General features: G+C 62.9%; 22 protein-coding genes. 10 read left to right on the forward strand and 12 right to left on the reverse strand.

The genetic code is table 11. The features are described 5' to 3' along the window. Positions 1-44 precede the first annotated feature (44 nt). Both BLT65_RS31400 and BLT65_RS31405 read right to left on the reverse strand, forming a co-directional pair. Complete coding sequence (locus tag BLT65_RS31400) at positions 45-1,376, reverse strand: type II toxin-antitoxin system HipA family toxin (RefSeq protein WP_091785270.1); 1,332 nt, start codon at positions 1,374-1,376, stop codon at positions 45-47. A 2-nt stretch (positions 1,377-1,378) separates the two neighbouring features. Continuing rightward, positions 1,379-1,864, reverse strand: coding sequence for a helix-turn-helix domain-containing protein (locus tag BLT65_RS31405; RefSeq protein WP_042309355.1), 486 nt, complete (start codon positions 1,862-1,864; stop codon positions 1,379-1,381). A gap of 382 nt (positions 1,865-2,246) precedes the next feature. Here BLT65_RS31405 and BLT65_RS31410 point away from each other — a divergent pair, with 382 nt between their 5' ends. Next, positions 2,247-3,728 carry an alkaline phosphatase family protein gene (locus tag BLT65_RS31410; RefSeq protein ID WP_042309356.1) on the forward strand — a complete coding sequence of 494 codons (1,482 nt, stop codon included), beginning with the start codon at positions 2,247-2,249 and terminating at the stop codon, positions 3,726-3,728. A gap of 99 nt (positions 3,729-3,827) precedes the next feature. Here BLT65_RS31410 and BLT65_RS31415 read toward each other — a convergent pair whose 3' ends face one another. From BLT65_RS31415 to BLT65_RS31425, 3 genes are read right to left on the reverse strand one after another with little or no spacing between them, the layout of a single operon-like run. Then, complete coding sequence (locus BLT65_RS31415) at positions 3,828-5,081, reverse strand: DUF3734 domain-containing protein (protein WP_042309357.1); 1,254 nt, start codon at positions 5,079-5,081, stop codon at positions 3,828-3,830. 9 nt (positions 5,082-5,090) lie between these two features. Continuing rightward, on the reverse strand, positions 5,091-5,873 hold the full coding sequence (locus BLT65_RS31420; RefSeq protein WP_007589814.1) for a 3-hydroxybutyrate dehydrogenase: 783 nt from the start codon (positions 5,871-5,873) through the stop codon (positions 5,091-5,093). A 30-nt stretch (positions 5,874-5,903) separates the two neighbouring features. After that, a complete protein-coding gene (locus BLT65_RS31425) occupies positions 5,904-6,713 on the reverse strand; it encodes an acetoacetate decarboxylase (protein WP_091785273.1) in 810 nt (269 codons plus the stop codon). A 476-nt stretch (positions 6,714-7,189) separates the two neighbouring features. On the opposite strand from BLT65_RS31425, the gene BLT65_RS48500 reads away from it, so the two are divergent. Then, on the forward strand, positions 7,190-7,318 hold the full coding sequence (locus BLT65_RS48500) for a hypothetical protein (protein ID WP_007749609.1): 129 nt from the start codon (positions 7,190-7,192) through the stop codon (positions 7,316-7,318). A gap of 104 nt (positions 7,319-7,422) precedes the next feature. Here the strand turns inward: BLT65_RS48500 and BLT65_RS31430 are convergent, their stop codons facing one another. Continuing rightward, the gene (locus BLT65_RS31430; RefSeq protein ID WP_091785276.1) at positions 7,423-8,061 is read right to left on the reverse strand and encodes a LysE family translocator; all 639 of its coding nucleotides are present in this window, start codon (positions 8,059-8,061) and stop codon (positions 7,423-7,425) included. Positions 8,062-8,177: 116 nt separating this feature from the next. Then, positions 8,178-8,945: a bestrophin-like domain gene (locus BLT65_RS31435; protein WP_091785279.1), complete on the reverse strand. Its 768-nt coding sequence runs from the start codon at positions 8,943-8,945 to the stop codon at positions 8,178-8,180. Positions 8,946-9,091: 146 nt separating this feature from the next. Here BLT65_RS31435 and BLT65_RS31440 point away from each other — a divergent pair, with 146 nt between their 5' ends. Further along, positions 9,092-9,913: an SIR2 family NAD-dependent protein deacylase gene (locus tag BLT65_RS31440; protein WP_091785282.1), complete on the forward strand. Its 822-nt coding sequence runs from the start codon at positions 9,092-9,094 to the stop codon at positions 9,911-9,913. 52 nt (positions 9,914-9,965) lie between these two features. Here the strand turns inward: BLT65_RS31440 and BLT65_RS31445 are convergent, their stop codons facing one another. Together BLT65_RS31445 and BLT65_RS31450 are read right to left on the reverse strand one after the other, a co-directional pair. Beyond that, on the reverse strand, positions 9,966-10,322 hold the full coding sequence (locus tag BLT65_RS31445; RefSeq protein ID WP_091785285.1) for a hypothetical protein: 357 nt from the start codon (positions 10,320-10,322) through the stop codon (positions 9,966-9,968). A 120-nt stretch (positions 10,323-10,442) separates the two neighbouring features. After that, positions 10,443-11,327: a LysR family transcriptional regulator gene (locus BLT65_RS31450; RefSeq protein ID WP_042309364.1), complete on the reverse strand. Its 885-nt coding sequence runs from the start codon at positions 11,325-11,327 to the stop codon at positions 10,443-10,445. 143 nt (positions 11,328-11,470) lie between these two features. Here BLT65_RS31450 and BLT65_RS31455 point away from each other — a divergent pair, with 143 nt between their 5' ends. From BLT65_RS31455 to yjfF, 6 genes are all read left to right on the forward strand, one after another. Continuing rightward, entirely contained in the window at positions 11,471-12,253 is a 783-nt protein-coding gene (locus BLT65_RS31455) for a TerC family protein (RefSeq protein ID WP_091785288.1), read from the forward strand. A gap of 149 nt (positions 12,254-12,402) precedes the next feature. Beyond that, positions 12,403-12,723 carry a TFIIB-type zinc ribbon-containing protein gene (locus BLT65_RS31460; RefSeq protein ID WP_091785291.1) on the forward strand — a complete coding sequence of 107 codons (321 nt, stop codon included), beginning with the start codon at positions 12,403-12,405 and terminating at the stop codon, positions 12,721-12,723. A gap of 558 nt (positions 12,724-13,281) precedes the next feature. Beyond that, a complete protein-coding gene (locus tag BLT65_RS31465; protein WP_042309367.1) occupies positions 13,282-14,247 on the forward strand; it encodes an ABC transporter substrate-binding protein in 966 nt (321 codons plus the stop codon). 93 nt (positions 14,248-14,340) lie between these two features. Further along, positions 14,341-15,855: a sugar ABC transporter ATP-binding protein gene (locus tag BLT65_RS31470; protein WP_042309368.1), complete on the forward strand. Its 1,515-nt coding sequence runs from the start codon at positions 14,341-14,343 to the stop codon at positions 15,853-15,855. Then, positions 15,852-16,889 (forward strand): ABC transporter permease, encoded by a 1,038-nt coding sequence (locus BLT65_RS31475; protein ID WP_091785294.1) that lies wholly within the window; start codon positions 15,852-15,854, stop codon positions 16,887-16,889. Before BLT65_RS31470 ends, BLT65_RS31475 begins: the two co-directional genes overlap by 4 nt. Next, on the forward strand, positions 16,886-17,983 hold the full coding sequence (yjfF, locus tag BLT65_RS31480) for a galactofuranose ABC transporter, permease protein YjfF (RefSeq protein WP_079501318.1): 1,098 nt from the start codon (positions 16,886-16,888) through the stop codon (positions 17,981-17,983). The genes BLT65_RS31475 and yjfF overlap by 4 nt, the downstream gene beginning before the upstream one ends. Before the next feature lie 5 nt (positions 17,984-17,988). Here yjfF and BLT65_RS31485 read toward each other — a convergent pair whose 3' ends face one another. Further along, positions 17,989-18,969 carry an AraC family transcriptional regulator gene (locus tag BLT65_RS31485; protein ID WP_091785297.1) on the reverse strand — a complete coding sequence of 327 codons (981 nt, stop codon included), beginning with the start codon at positions 18,967-18,969 and terminating at the stop codon, positions 17,989-17,991. A 150-nt stretch (positions 18,970-19,119) separates the two neighbouring features. Here BLT65_RS31485 and BLT65_RS31490 point away from each other — a divergent pair, with 150 nt between their 5' ends. Continuing rightward, positions 19,120-19,971, forward strand: a complete 852-nt coding sequence (locus BLT65_RS31490; protein WP_091785300.1) for an NAD(P)H-binding protein — start codon at positions 19,120-19,122, stop codon at positions 19,969-19,971. Here BLT65_RS31490 and BLT65_RS31495 read toward each other — a convergent pair. Both BLT65_RS31495 and BLT65_RS31500 read right to left on the reverse strand, forming a co-directional pair. After that, positions 19,902-20,462, reverse strand: coding sequence for a hypothetical protein (locus BLT65_RS31495; RefSeq protein ID WP_091785303.1), 561 nt, complete (start codon positions 20,460-20,462; stop codon positions 19,902-19,904). The two genes, BLT65_RS31490 and BLT65_RS31495, sit on opposite strands and share 70 nt — an antisense overlap. Positions 20,463-20,489: 27 nt before the next feature. Then, a complete protein-coding gene (locus tag BLT65_RS31500) occupies positions 20,490-21,545 on the reverse strand; it encodes an extracellular catalytic domain type 2 short-chain-length polyhydroxyalkanoate depolymerase (protein ID WP_091785306.1) in 1,056 nt (351 codons plus the stop codon). Positions 21,546-21,748 lie beyond the last annotated feature (203 nt).

The following is a 21,748-nucleotide window of genomic DNA, read 5'->3' on the forward strand; positions in this document are numbered from 1 at the left end:
CTCAGGCGGCGCGCGTCTATGTGGGTGCGCGCGCCGCTTCCGGATCAGGCGGCCGCGAGCTTTTTGCTCTGCTTCAACATGCCGTCGAAGATCGCCGACGCCAGATCTTCCGGAAAGTCCGCCGGAAGCTGCGCGGCGACGGTATCGATCACGTGCTGCGTGGCGTGCGTGACCGAGGCGATCATTTCGTCGACGGCATCGGGCGGCAAGCCGACCTGCTGACCTTGCGCGATCCAGTGCCGCCGTAGTATCTGACCAATCAGATAATGATTGCTCGTGCCGCGCACGGCCATCGCCAGCTTTGCCTTCTGCATCGGAATGCGGTTCGCGCCGCGCCCGATGATGGGATGCGCGGACAGCACGTCGTAGAGCGGCGTCGCGCGATATCGGTTGCCCGGCAGATGCGCGATGCTGAAGTTTTTCGCGTGACCGTCGGTGGCGGCGAGCAGCCAGAAGATCAGTTGCGTCGTGAAGAAGCGCGCGCTGTCTTCGGCGGCATCGTCCGAACCGGCGAGGATGTGCATCACGGCGTCGATGCCCGGCCCGCCGTCGGCCTGATACTTGGCAATGGGCGGCGTGCCCGTCGCCTGACACATGTCCTCTTGCGGCAGACGCACGATCCACGTTGCGTCGCTCGACAGCCTGCGGTCGAAGCGCTCGACGACGAGCGCTTTCTGATCGCCGAACTGCGCGATCTCGCACGCGGCGATGGGCAGGCCGTAGGCGGCGACGATCTTCGAGCACAGCCATTCGTTTTCCACCGACGTGCGCATGTCGGCCCGCATGTTGCCGACCAATCCCAACGGCAGCTTCAGGATATGCGTAGTCGGCGTGCTGCCCGCGGGCAGCACCCAGCGGCCTTTGTGACGCAGCAGTGCCGTCTTTTCCTGCGCGCCGGCGATGGAGAGGCGCAAATCGGCCGCCTCGTCGCGCTGGCCGAGCGGCGCCGCCGCAGTCGTGTCGCGCAGCAGCCGGGCGATGTCATCGGCCGTCAGCGTGTCGCCGCCGATACGGTAGAGGTGGGCCGGCGTTTCACCCGGCGGCAGCATCTGGATCGCGCCGACGCAATCGCGCCCGAGCGCGGCGAGCAGATCGAACGGCGCCGTGCTGCCCGTCTTGTAGCGCTGCGCCATTCGGCGCCGGATGGGTTCGCTGTCGGGCAGCAGGTTGTCGAAGAACGCCGACACGACGGCACCGCGATACGGCTGATTGCCTGGCGTGAACGGCAGGGACAGCGACAGCGGACGGCCCTGTTCGTCGGCGATCCAGTCGTCGAAGTAGACAAGACGCTCGCCGCCGCTGGATTTTTCCCAGTAGCCGACGGCGAGGCCGTTCATCCACAGGTCGAGGCGTTGAGTCTGTAAACGGCGCCCCATGCTTACCACTGCTCCCGTTTCTTCGGCGCGCCTGCCGTGCGCGGGGCTCGTGCCGCGGCTCGCGCATCCGGCGTGGCCGCGGGCTTGCGCGGCGCTTTTCGGGCGCCTTGCGCGGCCGCGCCTGTTGGCGCGCGTTTATCCGCTTTGAGAGCGGGCGCGGAACGCTCGGCTGCGGGCTTGCGCGGCGCTGCTTTCGGCGCGTTGCGGCGCGTTGCGGTCACGCGGTTCGGCGACGCCATCTTTGCCACCGGCGTCGCGTTTGCGGGCGAAGGCTCGTCCTGACTGAGCGTGATTCCGGCGTTCAACAGCCGCAAGACCTTGAAGAGCCGCTCGACCCCGGCGGCGGCGGGGTCTGCCTCGAACTGCGCATAGCTTTGCTGCGTGATGCCGAGCCGCTCGGCGATCATGGCCTGCGTGAGTCCTGCGGCTTTGCGAAAGCCGCGCAGAACGGGGCGCAACTGGCTGAGCGTCTTGACGGAATAGTCCACGGCTGGCCTCGAGGAGACGGGTTGATGCGGGTAGAACTTCGGTGCGGCGCACGTGCCGCACACACTGCCCGGTCGATACAGAATACAGACCAAGGGCTGTATTGGCAAGATACAGTCTATAAACTGTAAATAATAAATACAGCCTAAAGCCTGTATATGTGTGACGGACGGGCACCTCGGTTGAGAATGGTTAGCAAGCTGGCCGTGCGCGACAGCGCTCAGGGATGGCCGAGAAGCGCTTACCCCAGCATGCAATGCTCGCCGCGCCGCAGCGCAAGCATTCCGTCACCCGCGGGTACGTGAAGTGCTGATAAAGGCTGATCTCGCCGCGCGATCAGGCAACGGCGACCCGACCGATATTCACAACAACGGAGGTGAGGCCATGAGCAGCGATTCACACTCTTCGAATCCGCCCGATCCCACGCGCCGCATGATCCTGGCGGCGCTCGCGGGCAGTGTCGCGTTGTCGGCGTGTGGCGGGGGAGGTGGCGGCGGATCGTCGGGCAGTACCGGTTCGACGAACGGTATTCCGCCCGATCGCGCGAGCCTTCCACGGCCAGCGTTGCCGGCGCCCGCCACGTCGGGCATCGATCATATCGTGCTCGTCACGATGGAGAACCGTTCATTCGACCATATATTAGGCTGGGTGCCCAACGCGGAGCATCAGCAGGCCCGCCAGTTCACCGACGCATTCGGTCAGACGCAATCGTCGTTCGCGTTGACGTCGAATGCCGCGTACGGGTTCCAGGCGTGCAGTTTCTCCGATCCGAACCATCTGTACAGCGCAGGGCGCACGCATCTTGCGAACGGTGCGATGAATGGCTTTCTGCTTACGCCGGGCACGAGCCTCTTGCGCGGCGACCTGCTGCCCATCGGCTATTTCGGCGCGGCGGATCTCGACTTCTACCGCGGCGCCGTCACGCAGTACACGGTCTGCGACTACTACATGAGCGGCATTCTGTCGGCCACGTTTCCGAACCGTCTCTATCTGCATAGCGGCGAGACCGATCGCCTCGACGACAGCGTCGATACGTCGTCGCTGCCGACCATCTGGGATCGGCTCGACGCGAAGAGCGTCTCATCGACGTATTACTTCCACGACGTCCCGTTCACGGCGCTGTATGGCACGCGCTACGTCGGCCGCTCGAAACTGTTCGCGGAATTTCTCTCGGATGCGGCCTCCGGCAATCTGCCGTCGTTCTGCATGGTCGATCCGAGTTTCGCGGGCGAGGTGCAAGGCACGTCGAACGACGATCACCCGCATGCCGACGTGCGCAACGGTCAGGTGCTGCTCGGCCAGATCTACGACGCGCTGCGCACCAGTCCGAACTGGAGCACGACGCTGATGATTCTCGTGTATGACGAATGGGGCGGCTTCATGGAGCACGCGGTGCCGCCCATCAAGCCCGTATCGACGGCGGAGCAGGGGGTCGGCAACGATGGCCGGCTCGGATTCCGCGTGCCGTGCATGCTGTTCGGGCCACGCGTGCGGGCGAACATGGTGTCGCGCTATCCGTTCGATCCCAGTTCGATTCATCAACTGATTGCGTGGCGCTTCGGTCTCGATCCGCTGGGTGTGCGCGCGAGCGATGCGAGCACCTTCAACATGGCGTATGCGCTCGACTTCACCGACGCCCCGCGAACCGACGCGCCCGCGATTGCGGTGACACAAGGCACGTTCGGTGTCGCGTGCTCGACAGCGGGGATCATTCCGGGGCTTGGCGGCGTCGATCACAGCCAGCAGGTGCCGTCCACCTCGGCATCTCAGGCAGCATCTCAGCCTGCCGTAGCCAACGCGCCCGGCGGACGCTTTGCCGACTTGCGCGCGAAAGCGACCGCGCTAGGATTCCCTGGCGGCATGTAAATTCTGCGCGGCGTTTGCACGGCTCGATGGCATTGCGGCTCTGCGATGTGTGTCGCAGAGCCGCAATTCATGACGTACGCCGGGTCTCAGCAGCAGCGCTCAAGCCGCTGCCTTGCGTCGCTTGCCGAGTTCGGTTTCGACAGGCTGCTTGTCGGACTCGGGCACGGACCCAGCAGGGCGGTGGACGTCGTGCGTGACGAAACCCAGTTCGCGGCTCGGCACGTCGAACCACTCGCGATGCGAGAACGAGTCGCGGATATCGTCGAGGCCGCTTTGCCAATGTTCGAGCATCGTGTCCATGCTGAACTCGTAGTCCTTGTAGTGGCCTTCGTACGGCTTGTTCTTGTAGATCAGATGCACGACGTTGATCGCGCTGCCGTCCGCTGCCTGCTGGGCAAGACGGAACAGCGGGTCCGCCTTCAGCACCGACGTCGGCACATGTTCGAGCAGTTCCTTGATGAAGCGCGCGTGCTTCTGCCGCTCGGCGAGCATGTTCGTGATCGCGCGCGTGCGGCTCGAATACTGGATGTCCTTGGCTCGCTCGGAAATGTCGGGGAAGTCGCCCGGCGCATTGCCGCGCGCGCTCCACAGATCGACCTGAAAGACCAGCGTGTCCTTGTGATCCGAATCGCGCAGCACTTCCGTGAGCGGCGTATTCGAAACGAGTCCGCCGTCCCAGTAGTATTCGCCGTCGATCTCGACAGCCGGGAAACCTGGCGGCAACGCACCCGACGCCATGAAATGCTCCGGTTCAAGGCGCATCTTGCGGTTGTCGAAGTACGTGAGATTACCCGTGCGCACATTCACCGCGCCCACGGACACGCGAATGGCGCCATCGTTGATGCGGTCGAAGTCGGCGTATTGCAGCAGCGTTGCGCGGAGCGCGGCCGTGTCGTAGTAGCTGACGCGGCTCGGGTCCAGCTTGCCGAGACCCGCCATGGGCAACGGAAAGCGCGGCGCGAAAAAGCCGGGTTGACCTTCCGTCAGCGCGCGGCCTGCTGCCCACATGCTGGCCCACTTGCGCGACAGGTCATGCAAGCCCAGGCCAGGCAGCGTCCAGGCGCTCACGCTGCCCACCCAGTCGAGCGGATGACAGATCGCATTCCAGAAGCCGCGCAATGCTGCTACGCGATTTTCCGGCGCGTTGCCCGCGATGATCGCCGTGTTGAGCGCGCCGATCGACACGCCTGCGATCCAGTGCGGTTCGACCTTCGCCTCGGCGAGTCCTTCGATGACACCCGCCTGATAGGAGCCGAGCGCACCGCCGCCTTGCAGCACGAGCGCGATTTCGTCGTAGCGCGGCAACACAAACGGTTCCGGCTGCGGGATGATGTTCTTTGTGTCGCTGCGCATACGTTCTCCTTATTTCATCGACCAGCCGTGGCTGACGATTACCGATTGTCCCGTCAGTGCCGACGATTCGAAGCCCGCGAGGAAAGCGACTGTATTCGCGACGTCTTCAACCGTCGTGAATTCGCCGTCCACCGTTTCCTTCAGCATCACGTTCTTCACGACTTCCTCTTCGCTGATGCCGAGCGCCTTGGCCTGCTCAGGAATCTGCTTGTCGACGAGCGGTGTGCGCACGAAGCCCGGGCACACCACGTTGGCACGCACGCCGCGCGGACCGCCTTCCTTCGCGACCACGCGCGCGAGGCCGAGAAGACCGTGCTTCGCGGTGACATAGGCCGACTTCAGCTTCGATGCTTCATGCGAGTGTACCGAGCCCATATAGACGATCGAGCCGCCGCGCTTGCTGTCGTACATGTGCTTGATGGCGGCTTTGGTGGTGAGAAACGCGCCGTCCAGATGGATGGCGAGCATCTTCTTCCAGTCGGAGAAGGCGTATTCCTCGATCGGCGCAACGATCTGAATGCCCGCGTTCGACACGAGCACGTCGATGCTGCCGAGTTCCTTCACTGCGCGCTCGATACCCGCGTTGACGGCTTCTTCATTCGTCACGTCCATCGATACGGCGATCGCCTTGCCGCCGCCTTCGACGATGCTCGACGCGACCTTCTGCGCATTCTCCAGATTCAGATCCGCAATCACGACGGCGGCGCCGAGGCTGGCGAGCTTGCGAGCGCATTGTTCGCCGATACCGCTTGCTGCACCCGTCACGAGCGCGACTTTGTTTTGCAGTGACATTGTGTGTTCCCTTGAAAAATGTGGAGAGCGTTAAACCGCGAGTTCGAGCGCGTCGTCATTCGACTTCTTTGCGCTCTGCGTTTCAGTTTGCGCAGGCGCGAGATAGTCGAAGGCGACTTCGCCGATATCGAGCGTGAGATTGGCGATCACATGCCGCGCACCGACCACGCGCTTCACGGGCAGATCGGCGATCGGCGCGAGTGCATGCGGATGCAGTTCGAGCGCGGCCGGACCGGTCCACGCGCCCAGCACCGTCACGTCGCGCAGATAGAAGCGCACGAGTTCGCAGATGCGCGCCGTGCCGTCGACATGTGGAATCACCTTCAGCAGATAGTTGGGCGTGTCGGCGAGCTTGGCGCGCTCGGCTTCGATATCGATCATGCGATGCTTGTAGCCCATCGTGCCCGTCGCGATGCGTTGCGTGCCGTAATCGAGCGTGCCGAGCAGCGTGTCGTTGCCGTCGACGCCCAATGTGGGACGCGCGAGCTTCTTCGGGAAGCCCCAGATTTCGCGGCCGCCGGCAATCGGGCCTTCGTCGTCGAGGTACATCGAATGCGTGTAGTTCGCGAGACGCCCTTCCATGTCGCGCACCGAAATCACCTGGCCACTTTCCGTGTAGTCGCCAAAACCCGACGAATCAGGCATGCGAATGAACTCGTAATGGACCAGCGCGTTTTCAGGCTTCAGCGGCTCCGGCACCACGGCGCGTAGCGCATCCATATCGGTTTCGTACGAAATGATGAAGTACTCGCGATTGAGAAAACGGAACGGCGGGCGAGGGTAGGCGGGATTGTGAACGGGCATCGCAAATGCGGATTGCCGGATCGATTTGATGTCCATGAACTTCCTCTTAGGCATTGGGCGTTGTTGGAGCACCGCGAATCTTAGAGCAAAAGTTTTTTCGGGATCACATTAATTTCCCCAATACACCGTTGGTCTGCACGCAACAGTGACGCGGCCCGTCAGGCATGGACGTTAAACCGTCAATCATTGTGAAAATCGGCATAACCTGTTTTCGTGAGCGAAATATCGATGACGCGAAAACGAAATACGGATGTCATGTATTTGATTGCTGGCAAGTCAGATATATCGGTAATCTGATGATTTGTGTTGTAGATAATCTGATGAGATTGATTCGTGAGCTAACCAATCGACTCACGCGAAAGGGGGGCGGCCGAATGGCTTTGTTCAGCCCTCGGCACGCAGGCGGCCGCAACCAAACGTTGGAGAAAAGTTTTTGATTTTGTTGCAGCGCGGCATGTGCAGGGATATACTAGGGTTATTACCTAGGGTGTTACCCGCACAAGGAGTCCGCCATGCAACAAGCTACGACCGCCGCTGTCCCGTCCACGAGCTGGCTTTCGCGTCTGCGCGAACTCGCTATCCGCGCCGTCGACTTGCACCTGCAGCACTGCGCGGTTCTCGCTGAAGCGTATCGCCGCTAAGCATTTGGCATAAAAAAGGGGAGTTCAGCTTGAACTCCCCTTTGTTCATCAGCGCGTCGCCGCGTCACGTTATGGCGCGCGGCGGTTGACGACGCTGTCGCCAGTCAGATACCGGCTTTTCGAGCCGCGAAGATCAGCCGCAGTCCAAGCGCCGCGATGGCGCCCGCCGCGATCCGGTCAATCCACGTTTTCGCGCGCAGATAAACCTCGCGCGGGCCCCGGCTCGAAAAGCACAGCGCGACGACCGTGTACCACCCGAACTCCACCGCGAACACCAGTGGCGGCAGCACCACGTAGCACCAGACGGGCGGATGCTGCGGCAACAGCGCGGCAAAAATACTGCCGTACCAGATCGCCGTCTTTGGGTTGCTGAGCTGCGTCGTCAATCCAATCCAGAACGACTTCTTCGCGCTGCGGCTGTGCGCTGCGCCGGTGTTGTCCATCGTAATCGGGCGAGCCGCGCCGCGCCAGATTTTCCACGCGATGTAGACCAGATACAAACCGCCCGCCACTTTCAATCCGATATACAGCCATTCGACGGCGACCAGCAGCGTATAAAGGCCGGCGAGCGCAAGGCCGCCAAAGAAAATCCCGCCGATGCCCATGCCCAGCGCGGTCGACAGCCCGTCGCCGCGAGACAGGCTGATCGAATTTCGCGCGACGAGAACGAAACTCGGGCCGGGAATCATCGCGCCCAGCAACAACGCGACGAGAATGGCGAATACAGCGGCGGATGCGGACATCGAACGGTCTCCTTGAGCGCGGCTTTCGGCGCGAGCGCCTGGCCAGGAACGTGTGCGTGCCGAAAGAATAGATGCAACGCGCAACCTCTGCAACGCGCCTGCCTGGCGCGCGCCGTTCAGTTCGGCCCGAGCGACTGCGACAGCGCGATCAGATTGACGGGCGCGAGCCGGATCATCCCGCCGCGTGGACTATCGATATCCGCGATCAGCGCGAACGAAAGCGCGACCACGATGGGCAAGATCAGCAGCACGCCATTGCGCCTGATCTGTCCACGCGTGCCATAGCCGATCAGCAGGTTGCAGAACAGGCCGATTCCCAGCATCAACGACCACGCGGCCAACGGAATGTGATTCCACCACGATGCCTGCGTATAGCCCTGCGTATTGATCACGTCGTTCATGCCGGACACGGCGAGCGCGATCACGGGCGTCTGCTTTTCTACGGCGACGTTGCGCACGGCCGTCCATAGATCGTTTTCTAGCTGGTTCGTCGCCGCGTTGATCCGCGCGACGCTGTCGTCGTCGTGCGCCAGATAGTAGCGGACGCGCTGATCGAGGTAACGGCGCAGCAAGGTCTGCACGCGCTGCGCATCGGTATCGGGCAGCAGTCCGGCGCGCAGGTATTCGGTGCCGATCGCGTTGGCTTCTTCTTCCTCGTAGTTCTTGCGCTGGTCGTAGCGGCTCACGGCCATCGAGAAGGTAAAACCGATCATCAGCGCGAGCAGTGTGAGCGTCGCGGCCTGCACCACGTTGAAGTCGTCGCGGATCTCGTCAGCGAGCTTGCGATGCCGGTGCGCCAGCATCGCGCCGGCAAACGCGCCAATCGACATGGCCACGAACGACAAGATGAACAGAAACAGCGGGTGGCTCATCAGGGAAGGCATCTGCACGTCTCCGGTTCGATTGCGGTCGGCAAAACGGAAGGGAACGGCCAAAACGTGGGTGCATGAACGCGCCATTGCGACGCTATTGTCCAATAGCGCCGCATCGCTCACAAGACGATCGTCGGGCAAATTGCTAGAGTGGCGCGATGGACGAAAACGAACGAATCAGGCACGCCGTGTCGTGGCTGCGCGAGGCCGATGGCATGCTGGTGACGGCCGGGGCGGGGATGGGCGTCGATTCAGGCCTGCCCGATTATCGCGGCGCAGAGGGTTTCTGGCGCGCGTATCCCGCGTTGAAGCAGCATCGGCTGACCTTTCAGGACATGGCGAATCCGCGCGTAATGGCGCTGCATCCGCGGCTTTGCTGGGGCTTCTATGGGCACCGGCTCGACCTGTATCGGCGCACGGTGCCGCATCGGGGTTTCGATATTCTGCTTCGTTGGGCAGAGGCGCTGCCGCGCGGCCTTGCTGTGTTCACCAGCAACGTCGACGGGCAGTTTCAGGCGGCGGGTTTCGACGCCGCGGCCATTGCCGAGTGTCACGGCTCCATTCACATGTTGCAATGCTCGGAAGTCTGCCACGATGGGCTATGGCCGGCCGCCGACGTGCAGCCCGTGGTCGACGAATCGACTTGCGAACTCGTGAGCGAGTTGCCGCGCTGTCCGAAGTGCGGCGCTGTTGCGCGGCCCAATATCCTGATGTTCGGCGACTATGACTGGATTGCGTTGCGCACCGAGCGGCAGGAGGCGCGGCTACAGGCGTGGTTGTCGAAGGTCGAGCGCCTCGTCGTGATCGAAATCGGCGCGGGCAAGGCGATACCGACCGTGCGTTACTTCAGCGAGCAAAACGGGCCGCGCGTGATCCGCATCAATCCACGCGATTTCGGCATCGCGCCGCACCATGGGATTGGGCTTGCACGAGGTGCAATCGACGGGCTTGAATTGCTCGATCGGTCAATGAAGGCATAGCGGACGGCGCTGTAACGGGCGCCGTCGCGTGTGCTCCTATATGCCGCACGGCTTACACGGCATCAGGTTGTGTGGTCCACGTCGGTTCGCGCTGACTGATGCGCCGTGTCGCAATGTGCGCCTGCTGCCTGCGGATAATCGAACGCGCCGCGCGGGCCAGCGCGAGATCGAGCGCGCCGCGCCAGTCTCTTGCAATGGACGTCACGACGACAGGCGTCGCATCGGGCGTCTGCACCTGCACCTGGCAGCGTTTGTCGAGTCCGCCGCGCGGGCCGTTGATGTCGGACATGCTGACGGTCGCCTTCGAAATCAGCCAGTCCATGCGGCGAAACACGAACCGGATGCGTTGGCGCGCGAAGCTGCGCAGACGGACGGCTTCACGGTCGCGGGACTTGAACAGGACTTGCATGAGACACCTCCTTCGTGGGTACGGCTCAAGAGTACGGTGAGGAGGCGGCAAGGAAAAAGCAGAAATAACGGAACGTCAGCTTCGGAAAAACCGAACTATCTTTCGTGAGGGCGAACGCGATCATGCATGTGCCGCGCTCAACACCTTTTGCGTCAACGGATGATGCCGCCCGCGCCGCGACATGATTGCGTGTATTTCCTCCTTCACTTCCGGCGAACGGCCGAGCCAGCGCAAGCCGCGATGCATGGGATCGTTGCGCTCGGCGCCAAACGCCGCGAGCGGAAACACGCCCATGCCGCGCGACGCGAACAGCGCCATCAATGCGCTGTCTTCAAACTCGCCCGCGACGCGTGGCCGGATGCCTTCCGCTTCGAACCAGCGGTCGAGGCGCGAGCGCAGCGACGAATGCCCCGTCGGCAGCAGGACGGGGAGCGACGCGAGGCATTGCGGAAAATGATCGACATGCGTTTTACGTACCACGGCGGCCGGCCCGTACCAGTCGATCGGCGAAGCGATCAGGCGCTCGCTGGATAGACGCAGGTTCGAGTTGTGCGGCGCGGGCTGGCTGGACAGCACGAGATCCAGATGGTGATGCGCCAGTTCCGCCAGCAGGTCTTCCGCTTCGCCTTCGTGACAGAGCAGCCGTAGCGAAGGTGTGTCCAGCACGCCAGCAAGAATGGCATGAACGGCGAGCTTCGAAATGCCGTCCGTCAAGCCCACCGCAAAGCGTGCGACAGTCCCGCTCGCCGCTTCGCGCACTTCGTCATGCAACGCGCGTCCGATCTGGAAGATTTCTTCCGCGCGCGCATACGCCGCCTGTCCTGCTTCCGTCATCGCGACGCCGCGTCCCGCGGGCTTCAGCAGTTGATGTCCGAGCGATTTTTCGAGCTCGCGCACCTGCGCGCTGATGGTTTGCACCGCCATGTCGAGCCGCTCGGCGGCGCGTGCGAACCCGCCTTCCTTCACGACGACCCAGAAATAGTGCAAGTGCCGGTAATTGAGCATGCGTGGCCTCATTTCGGAAAAACCGAACCAACTGTCAGCTTATCACTGGTTTTTTCGATCGTTAATCCAGGCGACTATACTTTCCACAGGCTGTGACCCAGTAATCAGCCGTTTTCATCTCAACCGGACAACGACGCTCGCAAATGGAATCCTTACTGACCCTGGCCGCCGATCCCGCTGCGTGGGCTGCACTCGTGACGCTCGTCGTAATGGAGATCGTGCTTGGCATCGACAACCTGATCTTCATTTCGATTCTGAGCAACAAGCTCCCCGAAGCGCAACGCGCGCGCACGCAGCGTATCGGCATCATGCTGGCGCTGGTGATGCGGCTTGGCCTGCTGGGCACCGTCGCGTGGATCGCGCAGCTCACTCAGCCGGTGTTTTCCGTGTTCGATCACGCGTTTTCGTGGCGCGACCTGATTCTGCTCGCGGGCGGTCTGTTCCTGGTGTGGAAGGCCACGCGTGAAATGCACCATCACGTCAGCCACGACGCCGACACGCACACGAATGCTGCGATGGGCGTCGGCGGCCTGACGGTGACGGCTGCCATCGGCCAGATCCTGCTGCTCGACCTCGTGTTCTCCGTCGACAGCATCATTACCGCGGTCGGCATGACGGATCACCTGCCCATCATGTTCATTGCAGTGATCGCTGCTGTCACGGCGATGTTGTTCGCGGCTCGCCCGCTGTCGAAGTTCATCGAGCGTAATCCGACCATCATCACGCTTGCGCTGAGCTTCCTGCTGGTGATCGCGATGACGCTGATTGCAGAAGGTTTTGGTTCGCACGTGCCGAAGGGCTACATCTACACGGCCATGGCGTTCGCAGGTTTTGTCGAAGGCATGAACATGATGGCGCGGCGCAGAAAGGACAAGCGCGAGCACAAGGCGGCTGTTTTGGCAGCGGAGCGTGAAGCCGGCTCCTAAACAAGGTCTGAAAGGCGCGGACGAACGGTTCGGCTTTCTCGAACTGAACCGAAGCGGACTGAAGCGGACTGACAGAAGTATCGGGGCGGTTGAACGCCGCCCCGAACGGCAGCATACAAAGGTATGAACGTTACGAAAGGAGCAACGCAATGAAGTGCCCCGTTTGCAAGACCCCCGATCTGCTGATGACCGAACGTCAGAACATCGAGATCGACTATTGCCCGACATGCCGTGGCGTATGGCTCGATCGCGGCGAGTTGGACAAGCTGGTGGCAAACCAGATGCAGGACACGCCCGAACCGGACAACAGAAGCAATCAGGTCGAGCGCGATGGGCGCCACGGCGACCGCGACGGCCATCATGACCAGCAGTGGGGGCGGCGCAACGATTCTTACCACGGCGATCAGCGCAAGCACTACGATCCGCGCCGCAAGAAGAAGTCACTGTTCGATATGTTCGACTTCGATTGACCTGCATGCATCCTGAGCGCGCGCCGCGCGGGCCACGTTCAACGACACGATGCCCGAGCGGCTGCGCCGCGATCCAAACGTCGATCGGACGCTTTATAGTATTACTATAATAGACAGCGATCCGGTTGCACCCCATCGTCGCACCGCGTAAGCAAGCGCCCCGCGACACCCCGATCCGTTTTTTCGTATCTGCCTAAAACGTGGGACAGCGCGGGATCGGCACGAAGATTCCGTCGCCAGCGGCCTTACGTTTATCGACACGAACGTCGGGAAAACGCTAATCGAAAGCGCGCGGCGTCAAACATATAGTTTGGCTATAAGTAAAAGTCAGACGCGCGAAATGCGACCCCGCCGATGCTCCGGGGCATACGCGGCGCGCAGGATGTTCGCCACGAGCGCGCATCTGTGCCGGAAGCCGTCCGGACTGTGATTTCCAGATTGACCGTCAGTTGCAGGTTTGCAGCAAGAGTTGGCGCAAAGCGTTCGTTGTCGCGTCATGGCTGTCGTCGCGCACACGAAAAAGCAGCGCCTGGAAAACAACCACATCGGAGACAACACATGAAAGTCGCCACGCGTCTGATCGCCGGCATGCTTGTTGGAGCGGCGCTCACCGTTGCAGCGAGCGTCAGCTTCGCCGGGGACAAGCAGATCACCTTGGGTTTCTCGCAGGTCGGCGCCGAAAGCGCATGGCGCACTGCGAATACCGTGTCCGTGAAAACGTCGGCAAAGGACGCCGGCATCAACCTGAAGTTCTCGGACGCGCAGCAGAAGCAGGAGAACCAGATCAAGGCGATCCGCTCGTTCATCGCGCAGAAAGTGGACGTGATCGCGTTCTCGCCCGTGGTCGAGTCCGGTTGGGAACCCGTACTAACGGAAGCGAAGAACGCGAAAATCCCCGTGATTCTCACTGACCGTTCGATCGACGTGAAAGACAAGTCGCTTTACGTGACGATGATCGGCTCGGATTTCCTCGAAGAAGGCCGCCGCGCGGGTAAATGGCTCGAAGAGCGTTACAAGGACGATAAAGGCCCGATCAACATCGCCGAACTGCAAGGCACGGTCGGCTCGGCGCCCGCAAACGACCGGCACGCGGGCCTGATCGAAGTGATCAAGAACGATCCGAAGTTCAAGATCATCGCGTCGCAAAGCGGCGACTTCACGCTCGCCGGCGGCAAGCAGGTGATGGAAGCGTTTGCCAAGACCTACGGCAAGCAGATCAACGTGGTCTACGCGCATAACGACGATATGGCCCTCGGCGCGATCCAGGCGATGGAAGAAGCGGGCATCAAGCCCGGCAAGGACGTGAGCGTGGTGTCGTTCGACGCGACCAAGGGCGGCTTCGAAGCGATGATCGCGGGCAAGATCAATGTCGACGTCGAATGCAGCCCGCTGCTCGGGCCGCAACTGATGACGGCCGTGAAGGACGTGGTCGCGGGCAAGCAGTTGCCCAAACGCATCGTGACCGACGAGACCGTGTTCCCGATGAACGTCGCCGCGCAGATTCTGCCGCAGCGCAAGTATTGAGCGGCTGAGTCGCTGTCCAGATCCGGCGTGCCTCGACAAGAGGTGCGCCGGATTTCCATAACTTGATTGCCTGACGGTGCCTGTGTCACTCATATGGCCGCACAACCGCTATTCGAAACCATCGGCATCAGCAAGACGTTTCCCGGCGTGAAGGCGTTGTCGGGCGTCGACTTCCGGCTTTTCCCCGGCGAAATCCATTCGTTGATGGGCCAGAACGGCGCGGGTAAATCCACGCTCATCAATGTGCTCACGGGCGTACACGAGCAGGACGCGGGCGAAATCCGCCTCGCGGGCGAAACCGTGCGTTTCGCCACGCCGCTCGAAGCCGAAGCCGCGGGTATCCAGACGCTGTATCAGGAAATCAATCTCTGTCCGAATCTCTCCGTGGCGGAGAATATCTTCGCGGGCCGGCAACCGAAGCGGCGCGGCGCGATCGACTGGAAAGCGATCCACCTGCGTGCCGAGGAGGCGCTTGCCGAACTGAACGTATCGCTCGATGTCACGAAGTCGCTCGATGCGTATCCGATCGCCGTGCAGCAGATGGTCGCGATTGCGCGCGCGATGTCAGTGAAGGCGCGCGTGCTGATTCTCGACGAGCCGACCTCGAGTCTCGACGACGGCGAAGTCGCGCGGCTTTTCGACGTGCTGCGCAACATCCGGCAAGCGGGCATCGCGATCCTGTTCGTCACGCACTTTCTCGAACAGACGTACGCGATTTCCGACCGCATCACCGTGATGCGCAACGGCGAGCGCGAGGGCGAATATCTCGCGAAAGATCTGCCCGTCGAACAGCTTGTCGCGAAGATGGTCGGCCATAACCGGATGACGGAGCGCCTCAAAGGTGGCGCGCCCGATACGCCGCAGCAGCGCGCGGGCGCGGCGCCATTTCTGTCGATGCAAGGCGTCGCGCGGCGCGGCGTGATGAATCCCATCGATCTCGACGTGCAGCCTGGGCAAATACTCGGGCTCGCGGGATTGCTCGGTTCGGGCCGGACGGAAACCGCGCGGTTGGTGTTCGGCGTCGACAAGGCGGACGCGGGCACGATCAACGTCGACGGCAAGAACGTGAAGCTCAGTTCGCCGCACGATGCGGTGCGGCACGGCATCGGCTATTGCCCGGAAGACCGTAAGAAGGAGGGCATCGTCGCCGCGCTGTCGATCCGCGAGAACATCATCCTCGCGCTACAGGCGCGGCGTGGCTGGCTGCGCATGATTAGCCGCAAGAAGCAGCGCGAAATCGCCGACACGTATATCGAGCGGCTCGGCATCAAGGCGCACGACGCCGAGCAGCCGATCGGCCTGCTGTCGGGCGGCAATCAGCAAAAGGTGGTGCTCGCGCGCTGGCTCGCCACCGAACCGAAGATGCTGATTCTCGACGAACCCACACGCGGCATCGACGTCGCCGCGAAATTCGAGATCATGGACCGCGTGCTCGCGTTATGCGCAAGAGGTCTGGCGATCCTGTTCATTTCGTCCGAAGTGGGCGAGGTGGTGCGCGTGAGCCATCGCATCGCGGTGCTGCGCGACCGGCGCAAGATCGCCGACGTGACGGGCAGTGCCGTATCGGAAGATCAGGTCTACCGGCTGATCGCAGGGGGAAGTGAATGAAGCAGATTCAGGCGGTGCTCAGGCATCAGCTGGTGTGGCCCGCGTTGACGCTGATCGCGCTATTCGCCATCGACGTCGCGCACCGCGCGAATTTCCTGTCGATCGCGCTGCTCGACGGCCATCTGTTCGGCGCGCCCATCGACATTCTCAATCGCGCCGCGCCGCTCGTGATCGTGTCGCTCGGCATGACGCTCGTGATCGCGACGCGCGGCATCGACATTTCCGTCGGCGCGATCGTCGCGATTGCAGGCGCGGCAGCCGCCGTCGTGCTCGCCGACGATCCGACGCGCATCGGCACCGCGCTCGGCGCGGCGCTCGCCGTCGGCGTGCTGGCGGGTATCTGGAACGGCATGCTGGTCGCGTTCGTCGGCATGCAGCCGATCATCGCGACGCTGATCCTGATGGTGGCGGGGCGCGGCGTCGCGCAACTGCTGACGGGCGGGCAGATCATCCCGATCGGCGCGCCGGGCTATCTGGTGTTCGGTGGCGGCTATCTGGCGACCGTGCCTTGCTCGGTATGGATCGCGCTCGGCGTGACAGCCGCGACGGCGCTGCTTGTCAATCGCACGGCGCTCGGTCTCTTTATCCGCGCGATCGGCGTCAATCCCGTCGCGACGCGGCTGGTCGGTCTGCGCTCGGGCGCGATCGTGTTCAGCGTGTATGTGTTCTCGGGCCTGACGGCGGCCATCGCCGGCATTCTCGCCAGTTCGAACGTGCGCAGCGCGGACGGCAACAACGCGGGCCTGCTGCTCGAACTCGATGCGATTCTGGCCGTGACGCTCGGCGGCACGTCGCTGCTCGGCGGACGGTTCAGTCTCGCGGGCACCGTGCTCGGCGCGCTCATCATCCAGACGCTCACGTACACCACGTACTCGATCGGCGTGCCGCCCGAAGCGACGCTCGTCGTAAAGGCCATCGTCGTGCTGTTCGTCAGCGTGATCCAGTCGAGCGTCGCGCGCGCGATGCTCGTTCGACAGTTGCTGCGCGCATTCGCATTCGTGAAGACGAAACCGCTTACGGGAACGCCCCAATGAACAACATGCTCGGCCGTCTGCTCGATCCGCGCACGCTGCCCATCGTCGTCACCGTCGTGCTGTTTGCCGTGCTGTTCGGCTTCGGCTCGGTGATGTACACGGGCTTTTTCTCGTTGCAGGTGTTGCTCGGGCTGCTCGTCGACAACGCGTTTCTGCTGATCGTCGCGATCGGCATGACGTTCGTGATCGTGTCGGGCGGCATCGATCTGTCCGTCGGCTCCGTCGTCGCGCTGACGACGATCCTCTGCGCGATCTGCGCGGAGCGCCTGCACTGGCCCGTGTGGGTCATTGCGCCGCTGGTGCTCGCGTTCGGCGCGCTGTACGGCGCGGCGATGGGCGCGCTGATCCACTTCTTCCGTCTGCAGCCGTTCATCGTCACGCTGGCGGGCATGTTCCTCGCGCGCGGCGCGTGCTTTCTGATCACCACGCAGTCGATCACGATCAACGAGTCGACCTTCCATGCGATGGCGGGCTTCAGCGTGCCTATCGGCGGCGGCTCGCTGACCTCGGGCGCATTGATCGCGTTGCTGACGCTAGCGGTGGCGATCTTCGTCGCGCACTTCACGCGCTTTGGACGCAACGTGTACGCGCTCGGCGGCAACGAACGTTCGGCGCTGCTGATGGGCTTGCCCGTCGCGCGCACGCGCATCGGCGTGTATGCGTTGAGCGGTTTCTGTTCGGCGCTCGGCGGCTTCGTGTTCACGCTGTACGTGCTGTCGGGTTACGGCTTGCAGGCGCAGGGCATGGAACTCGATGCCATTGCCGCGACCGTGATCGGCGGAACGCTGTTGACGGGCGGCGTCGGCTATGTGATCGGCTCGGTGTTCGGCGTCGGCATTCTGGGCACGATCCAGACGCTGATTACCTTCGACGGCACGCTCAGTTCATGGTGGACGCGTATCGTGATCGGCGCGCTGCTGTGCGCGTTCTGCCTGCTTCAACGGATCATTGAGCGGCATGCGGCGCGGCGCAAATCGGACGGCACGGGCCTCGGCGCCAACGTAACGAAGTCCACCGACAAGACCGCGCCGACACACGGTACAAACACGATCGATCTGGCGAAGATGACTCCGACGACGTTGAAGCAGTCGTGAGCGTATCAGCTGACTGACGGCAACGCTGCGTCGTCGATCTGCGTACGCGCATGGCGCCGCGCCGCGCCCGGCGTCACGCCGACGATGCGCTTGAACGCGCGGCTGAACGCGGCGTCGGAGTCGTAGCCCAGGCGCAGCGCAAGCTCCAGCAGCGATGCATCCGTTTCCTGCAATTGCGTGAGTGCTGCCTGCATTTTCCAGCGCACCGCATAGCGCATCGCGGGTTCGCCGACCAGTTGCGTGAAGCGCGCGGAAAACGCCGAGCGCGACATGCCGACGCTGTCGGCCAGTGCCGCCACCGTCCAGTTGCTCGACGGATCGCGATGAATCATCGCGATCGCACGGCCGATCTGCCGGTCGCGCAACGCGCCGAGCCAGCCCGTCTGCGCGGCGGGCGCATGCGCGATCCACGCCCGCACGGCCTGAATCACGAGGATGTCGGCGAGCCGCGTGATGACCGTTTCGCCGCCCGCGTTCAGTTGCTGCGCTTCGGCTGCGATGAAACGCAACGTGCTCTGTATCCATTCCATTTCAGGCGACTGCCACGTGTCGACGCGAATCAGCGCCGGCAGCAGGCCGATCAACCGTTGCGCGGCAGGGTGATCGAAGCGCACGAGCGCGCAGATCATCGTGGTCGGCGCGCCGCCTTCGCCATGACGAAGAATTTCGTAGCGGTTGCTGACGGCTTCGCGCGGCAGATCGAACAGCTTGCCGGCGGGGACGCCCGCTGCGCTCATCAGCCGATGCCCCGCGCCGTGCGGCACGAGCGCGAGATCGCCGGGGCGCAGCACGCAACGCTCGGCGCCGTCCACTTCGAGCAGACATTCGCCTGACGTCACCACATGGAACATCATCGAGCGCTCGAACGGCGGCAGTTCGAGCGCCCAGGGCGCCGTGAACTCCGAGCGGCAATAGAAGGTGCCACTCATGCGCAGAAAGTGCAGCGCTTCGCCGAGTGGATCACCGGATTCGGGCAGTTCGTTCATGCAGGCAGTCTAGGCGGCAGAGGATGTTCGTCCAAGCGTTTGGACGAATGATCAAGAATGGAGGATATCGGATCATTGTCCGTCCAGAAGCGCGTCGCTATTCTGGATTCACGGTCGCCGCACGTTGCGGCCTTCAGACGGAGGTGATCCATGAAAGCAGACGCGATTCTCGTGCTGGGCAGCACGGGCAAGACAGGCCGCCGCGTGGTGGAACGGCTCACGGCGCGCGGCGCCGACGTACGGCACGGTTCGCGCTCCGGCACGCCGCCTTTCGACTGGGCGGACCGCGCGACTTGGGCGCCGTCGCTGAAAGGCGTGAAGGCCGTCTACATCAGTTACTTCCCGGACTTGGCCGTCGACGGCGCTGCCGACGACATCCAGGCGTTCACCCATCTCGCCGTGCAAAGCGGCGTGCGCCGCCTCGTGCTGCTGTCGGGACGCGGCGAGACGGAAGCCCAACGCTGCGAAGATATCGTGCGCGAGTCGGGTGTTCAATGGACGTTGCTGCGCGCGAGCTGGTTCGCGCAGAACTTCAGCGAGGCGCATTTTCTGGAGCCGATACTCGCGGGCGAACTGGCGTTGCCTGTCGGCGATATCGGCGAACCGTTCGTGGATGCCGACGATATCGCCGAAGTCGCCGTCGCCGCGCTTACGGACGAAGGCCACGCGGGCCAGCTATACGAACTAACGGGCCCGCGCTTGTGGAGCTTCGCCGACGCAATCGCACAGATCGCCAGCGCCACCGGACGGCCGATCCGCTTCACGCGCGTGACGATGCCCGAGTACGTCGCTGCGCTCGAAGAAGCACAACTGCCGCCCGACATGATCGGCCTGATCCGCTATCTGTTCACGGAAGTGCTCGACGGGCGCAACGCTTCCGTGCAGGACGGCGTGCTTCGCGCGCTCGGGCGGCGTCCTCGCGAGTTCGGCGACTACGTGCGTGCGACAGCGACGACGGGCGTCTGGACGCCAGGTGTCGAAGACAGCGCGCCTAGCTTCTGATTGAGCCAGTACGCGTACGACACCTCGATGTTTTCCTGAAGCGCGATCAGGTTCGTGGTCTGATCGATCAGCAGTTGCCCGATCTGCGCGACCAGGTTGAACTCCTGCTCGACCAGTTTCGTCACCGTGTTGGCGCCGCGAATCTCGGCGCGCTCGCGGTTCCATGCGGCCCAGCCTTGCATCCAGGCTTGCTGTTGCAGCGTCAGACGCTCGACGACGGCCTGCTGCATCTGGACCAGTTCGCCCCAGGTGTGCAGGTCCATGCCGAAGGCGAGCAGCCGCGCGGTGTCGATGCTGTTGGTCGCCGAACGGGCGGCCCACCCGCCCAACAGCACGGGCATCTTCAGCGTGTCCTGGACGGCGGCGGCGCGCGCGGCGGGCGCGGTTTTCTGCACCGCTTCCGCGGCGGTCACGGCCGCGCTAGCGACAGCCGTGGCTCTCGATGTAGACGTTTGCTCCGCAGGCGCGGGCATGAGGGTCATTTCGTTCATGGCAGGCTCGTCAGGTAAGAGGAAGGGTCAGCCGCCAAGCCGGCTCAGCATGCTGTGCAGCGCCTTGATCTGGATTGCATCGCGCGAATAGTAGTCGGGCTGTTCGGGGTCGTCGCTCGTGTAGCCCCACCAGTCCCAGCAGCCGTCCGGGTTTTGCAGTCCACCGCCGTCGGCGCCCGTCGCCTGCGGATACAGCACGATGATGTCGTTGCTGTCGGCGAGTTCGTTGTAGCCCGTCGTCGTGATGTAGCGGTTGCCGTAGGGCGCCTGGTTCGTCACGTCGGCGCGTCCGAATACGTAGTTCACGTAGCTGTAGCCCTGCTTGCAGCCGTGCAGCACGACATGCACGCGCGCCGGCGCGCCTTCCTCGACGGCGCGCGGCACGTACGCATAGCCGAACTCGCCCATGCTCGCGCGCGCTTCGCCGCCGAAGAATTCGGTTTGATCGAAGCGCAGCAGACGGCCGCTCGTTTGTGGCGCGGGCGCCTTCAGGCCGTCGTAGATGTGATGCAGGATTCGATGCGACTGCATGAAGCCGCCCTGGTTGATATAGGGCGGCTGGTTGGTGTCGAGTAACGAATCTTCGGGATTGTCGGTGACGATCGAGTGGCCGGCGGGCACCGTGTCGTCGAACAGGATGTCGTCGGACGCGACGCCGAGCAACTCGTAGAAACGGTGCGTACACTTCACGACCTCGGAATACACGACGGTATCGCGCGAACCCGTGAAGAGATAGACGCGGTCGCCTTTGAGATTCGACAGCGGGTCGATTGCACCCGCCTGCGCGGTGTCGTGCGCGAGTTGCGCGAGGCGCGGCGCGCTTGGTCCCGTCTGCGGCGTGAGCGGGCTCATGCAGATGTATTCGGCGCTTTGAACATTGGCGTCTTCGGCCAGCGGCGCCGCGCCGCGAAACGATTCGGAGCAGCGAAACGGTCCGCCCGCAATCACGCCGACGCCCGCAAAGCTCGCGGAATGCGCGAGGTGCAGTTGCACCGTCATGAATGCGCCTGAAGACAAACCGGAAATGGAGCTTTCGCCTTTCTTGACGTTGTAATTGCGCAGTTGAACGATGTCGTTCGCCATTGAATAGTCCCCCGTACGAATAGCGCAGCCGCGATGATGCCCATCGCAACCGGTCAGGTGTGTGACACGCAGAAGTCGCCTTATCGACCGCTCGATGCGGTACTTCGAAATCGAAGTTCTATTGGTATAGGCGACGTTGCGCAGTGCAGCAAGCGCTTTTTTATGAAGATTGCGCGACGATATCCGGCTTAGCCTGGCGGCAT

Source organism: Paraburkholderia steynii (assembly GCF_900100565.1).
Classification (GTDB): Bacteria; Pseudomonadota; Gammaproteobacteria; order Burkholderiales; family Burkholderiaceae; genus Paraburkholderia; species Paraburkholderia terrae.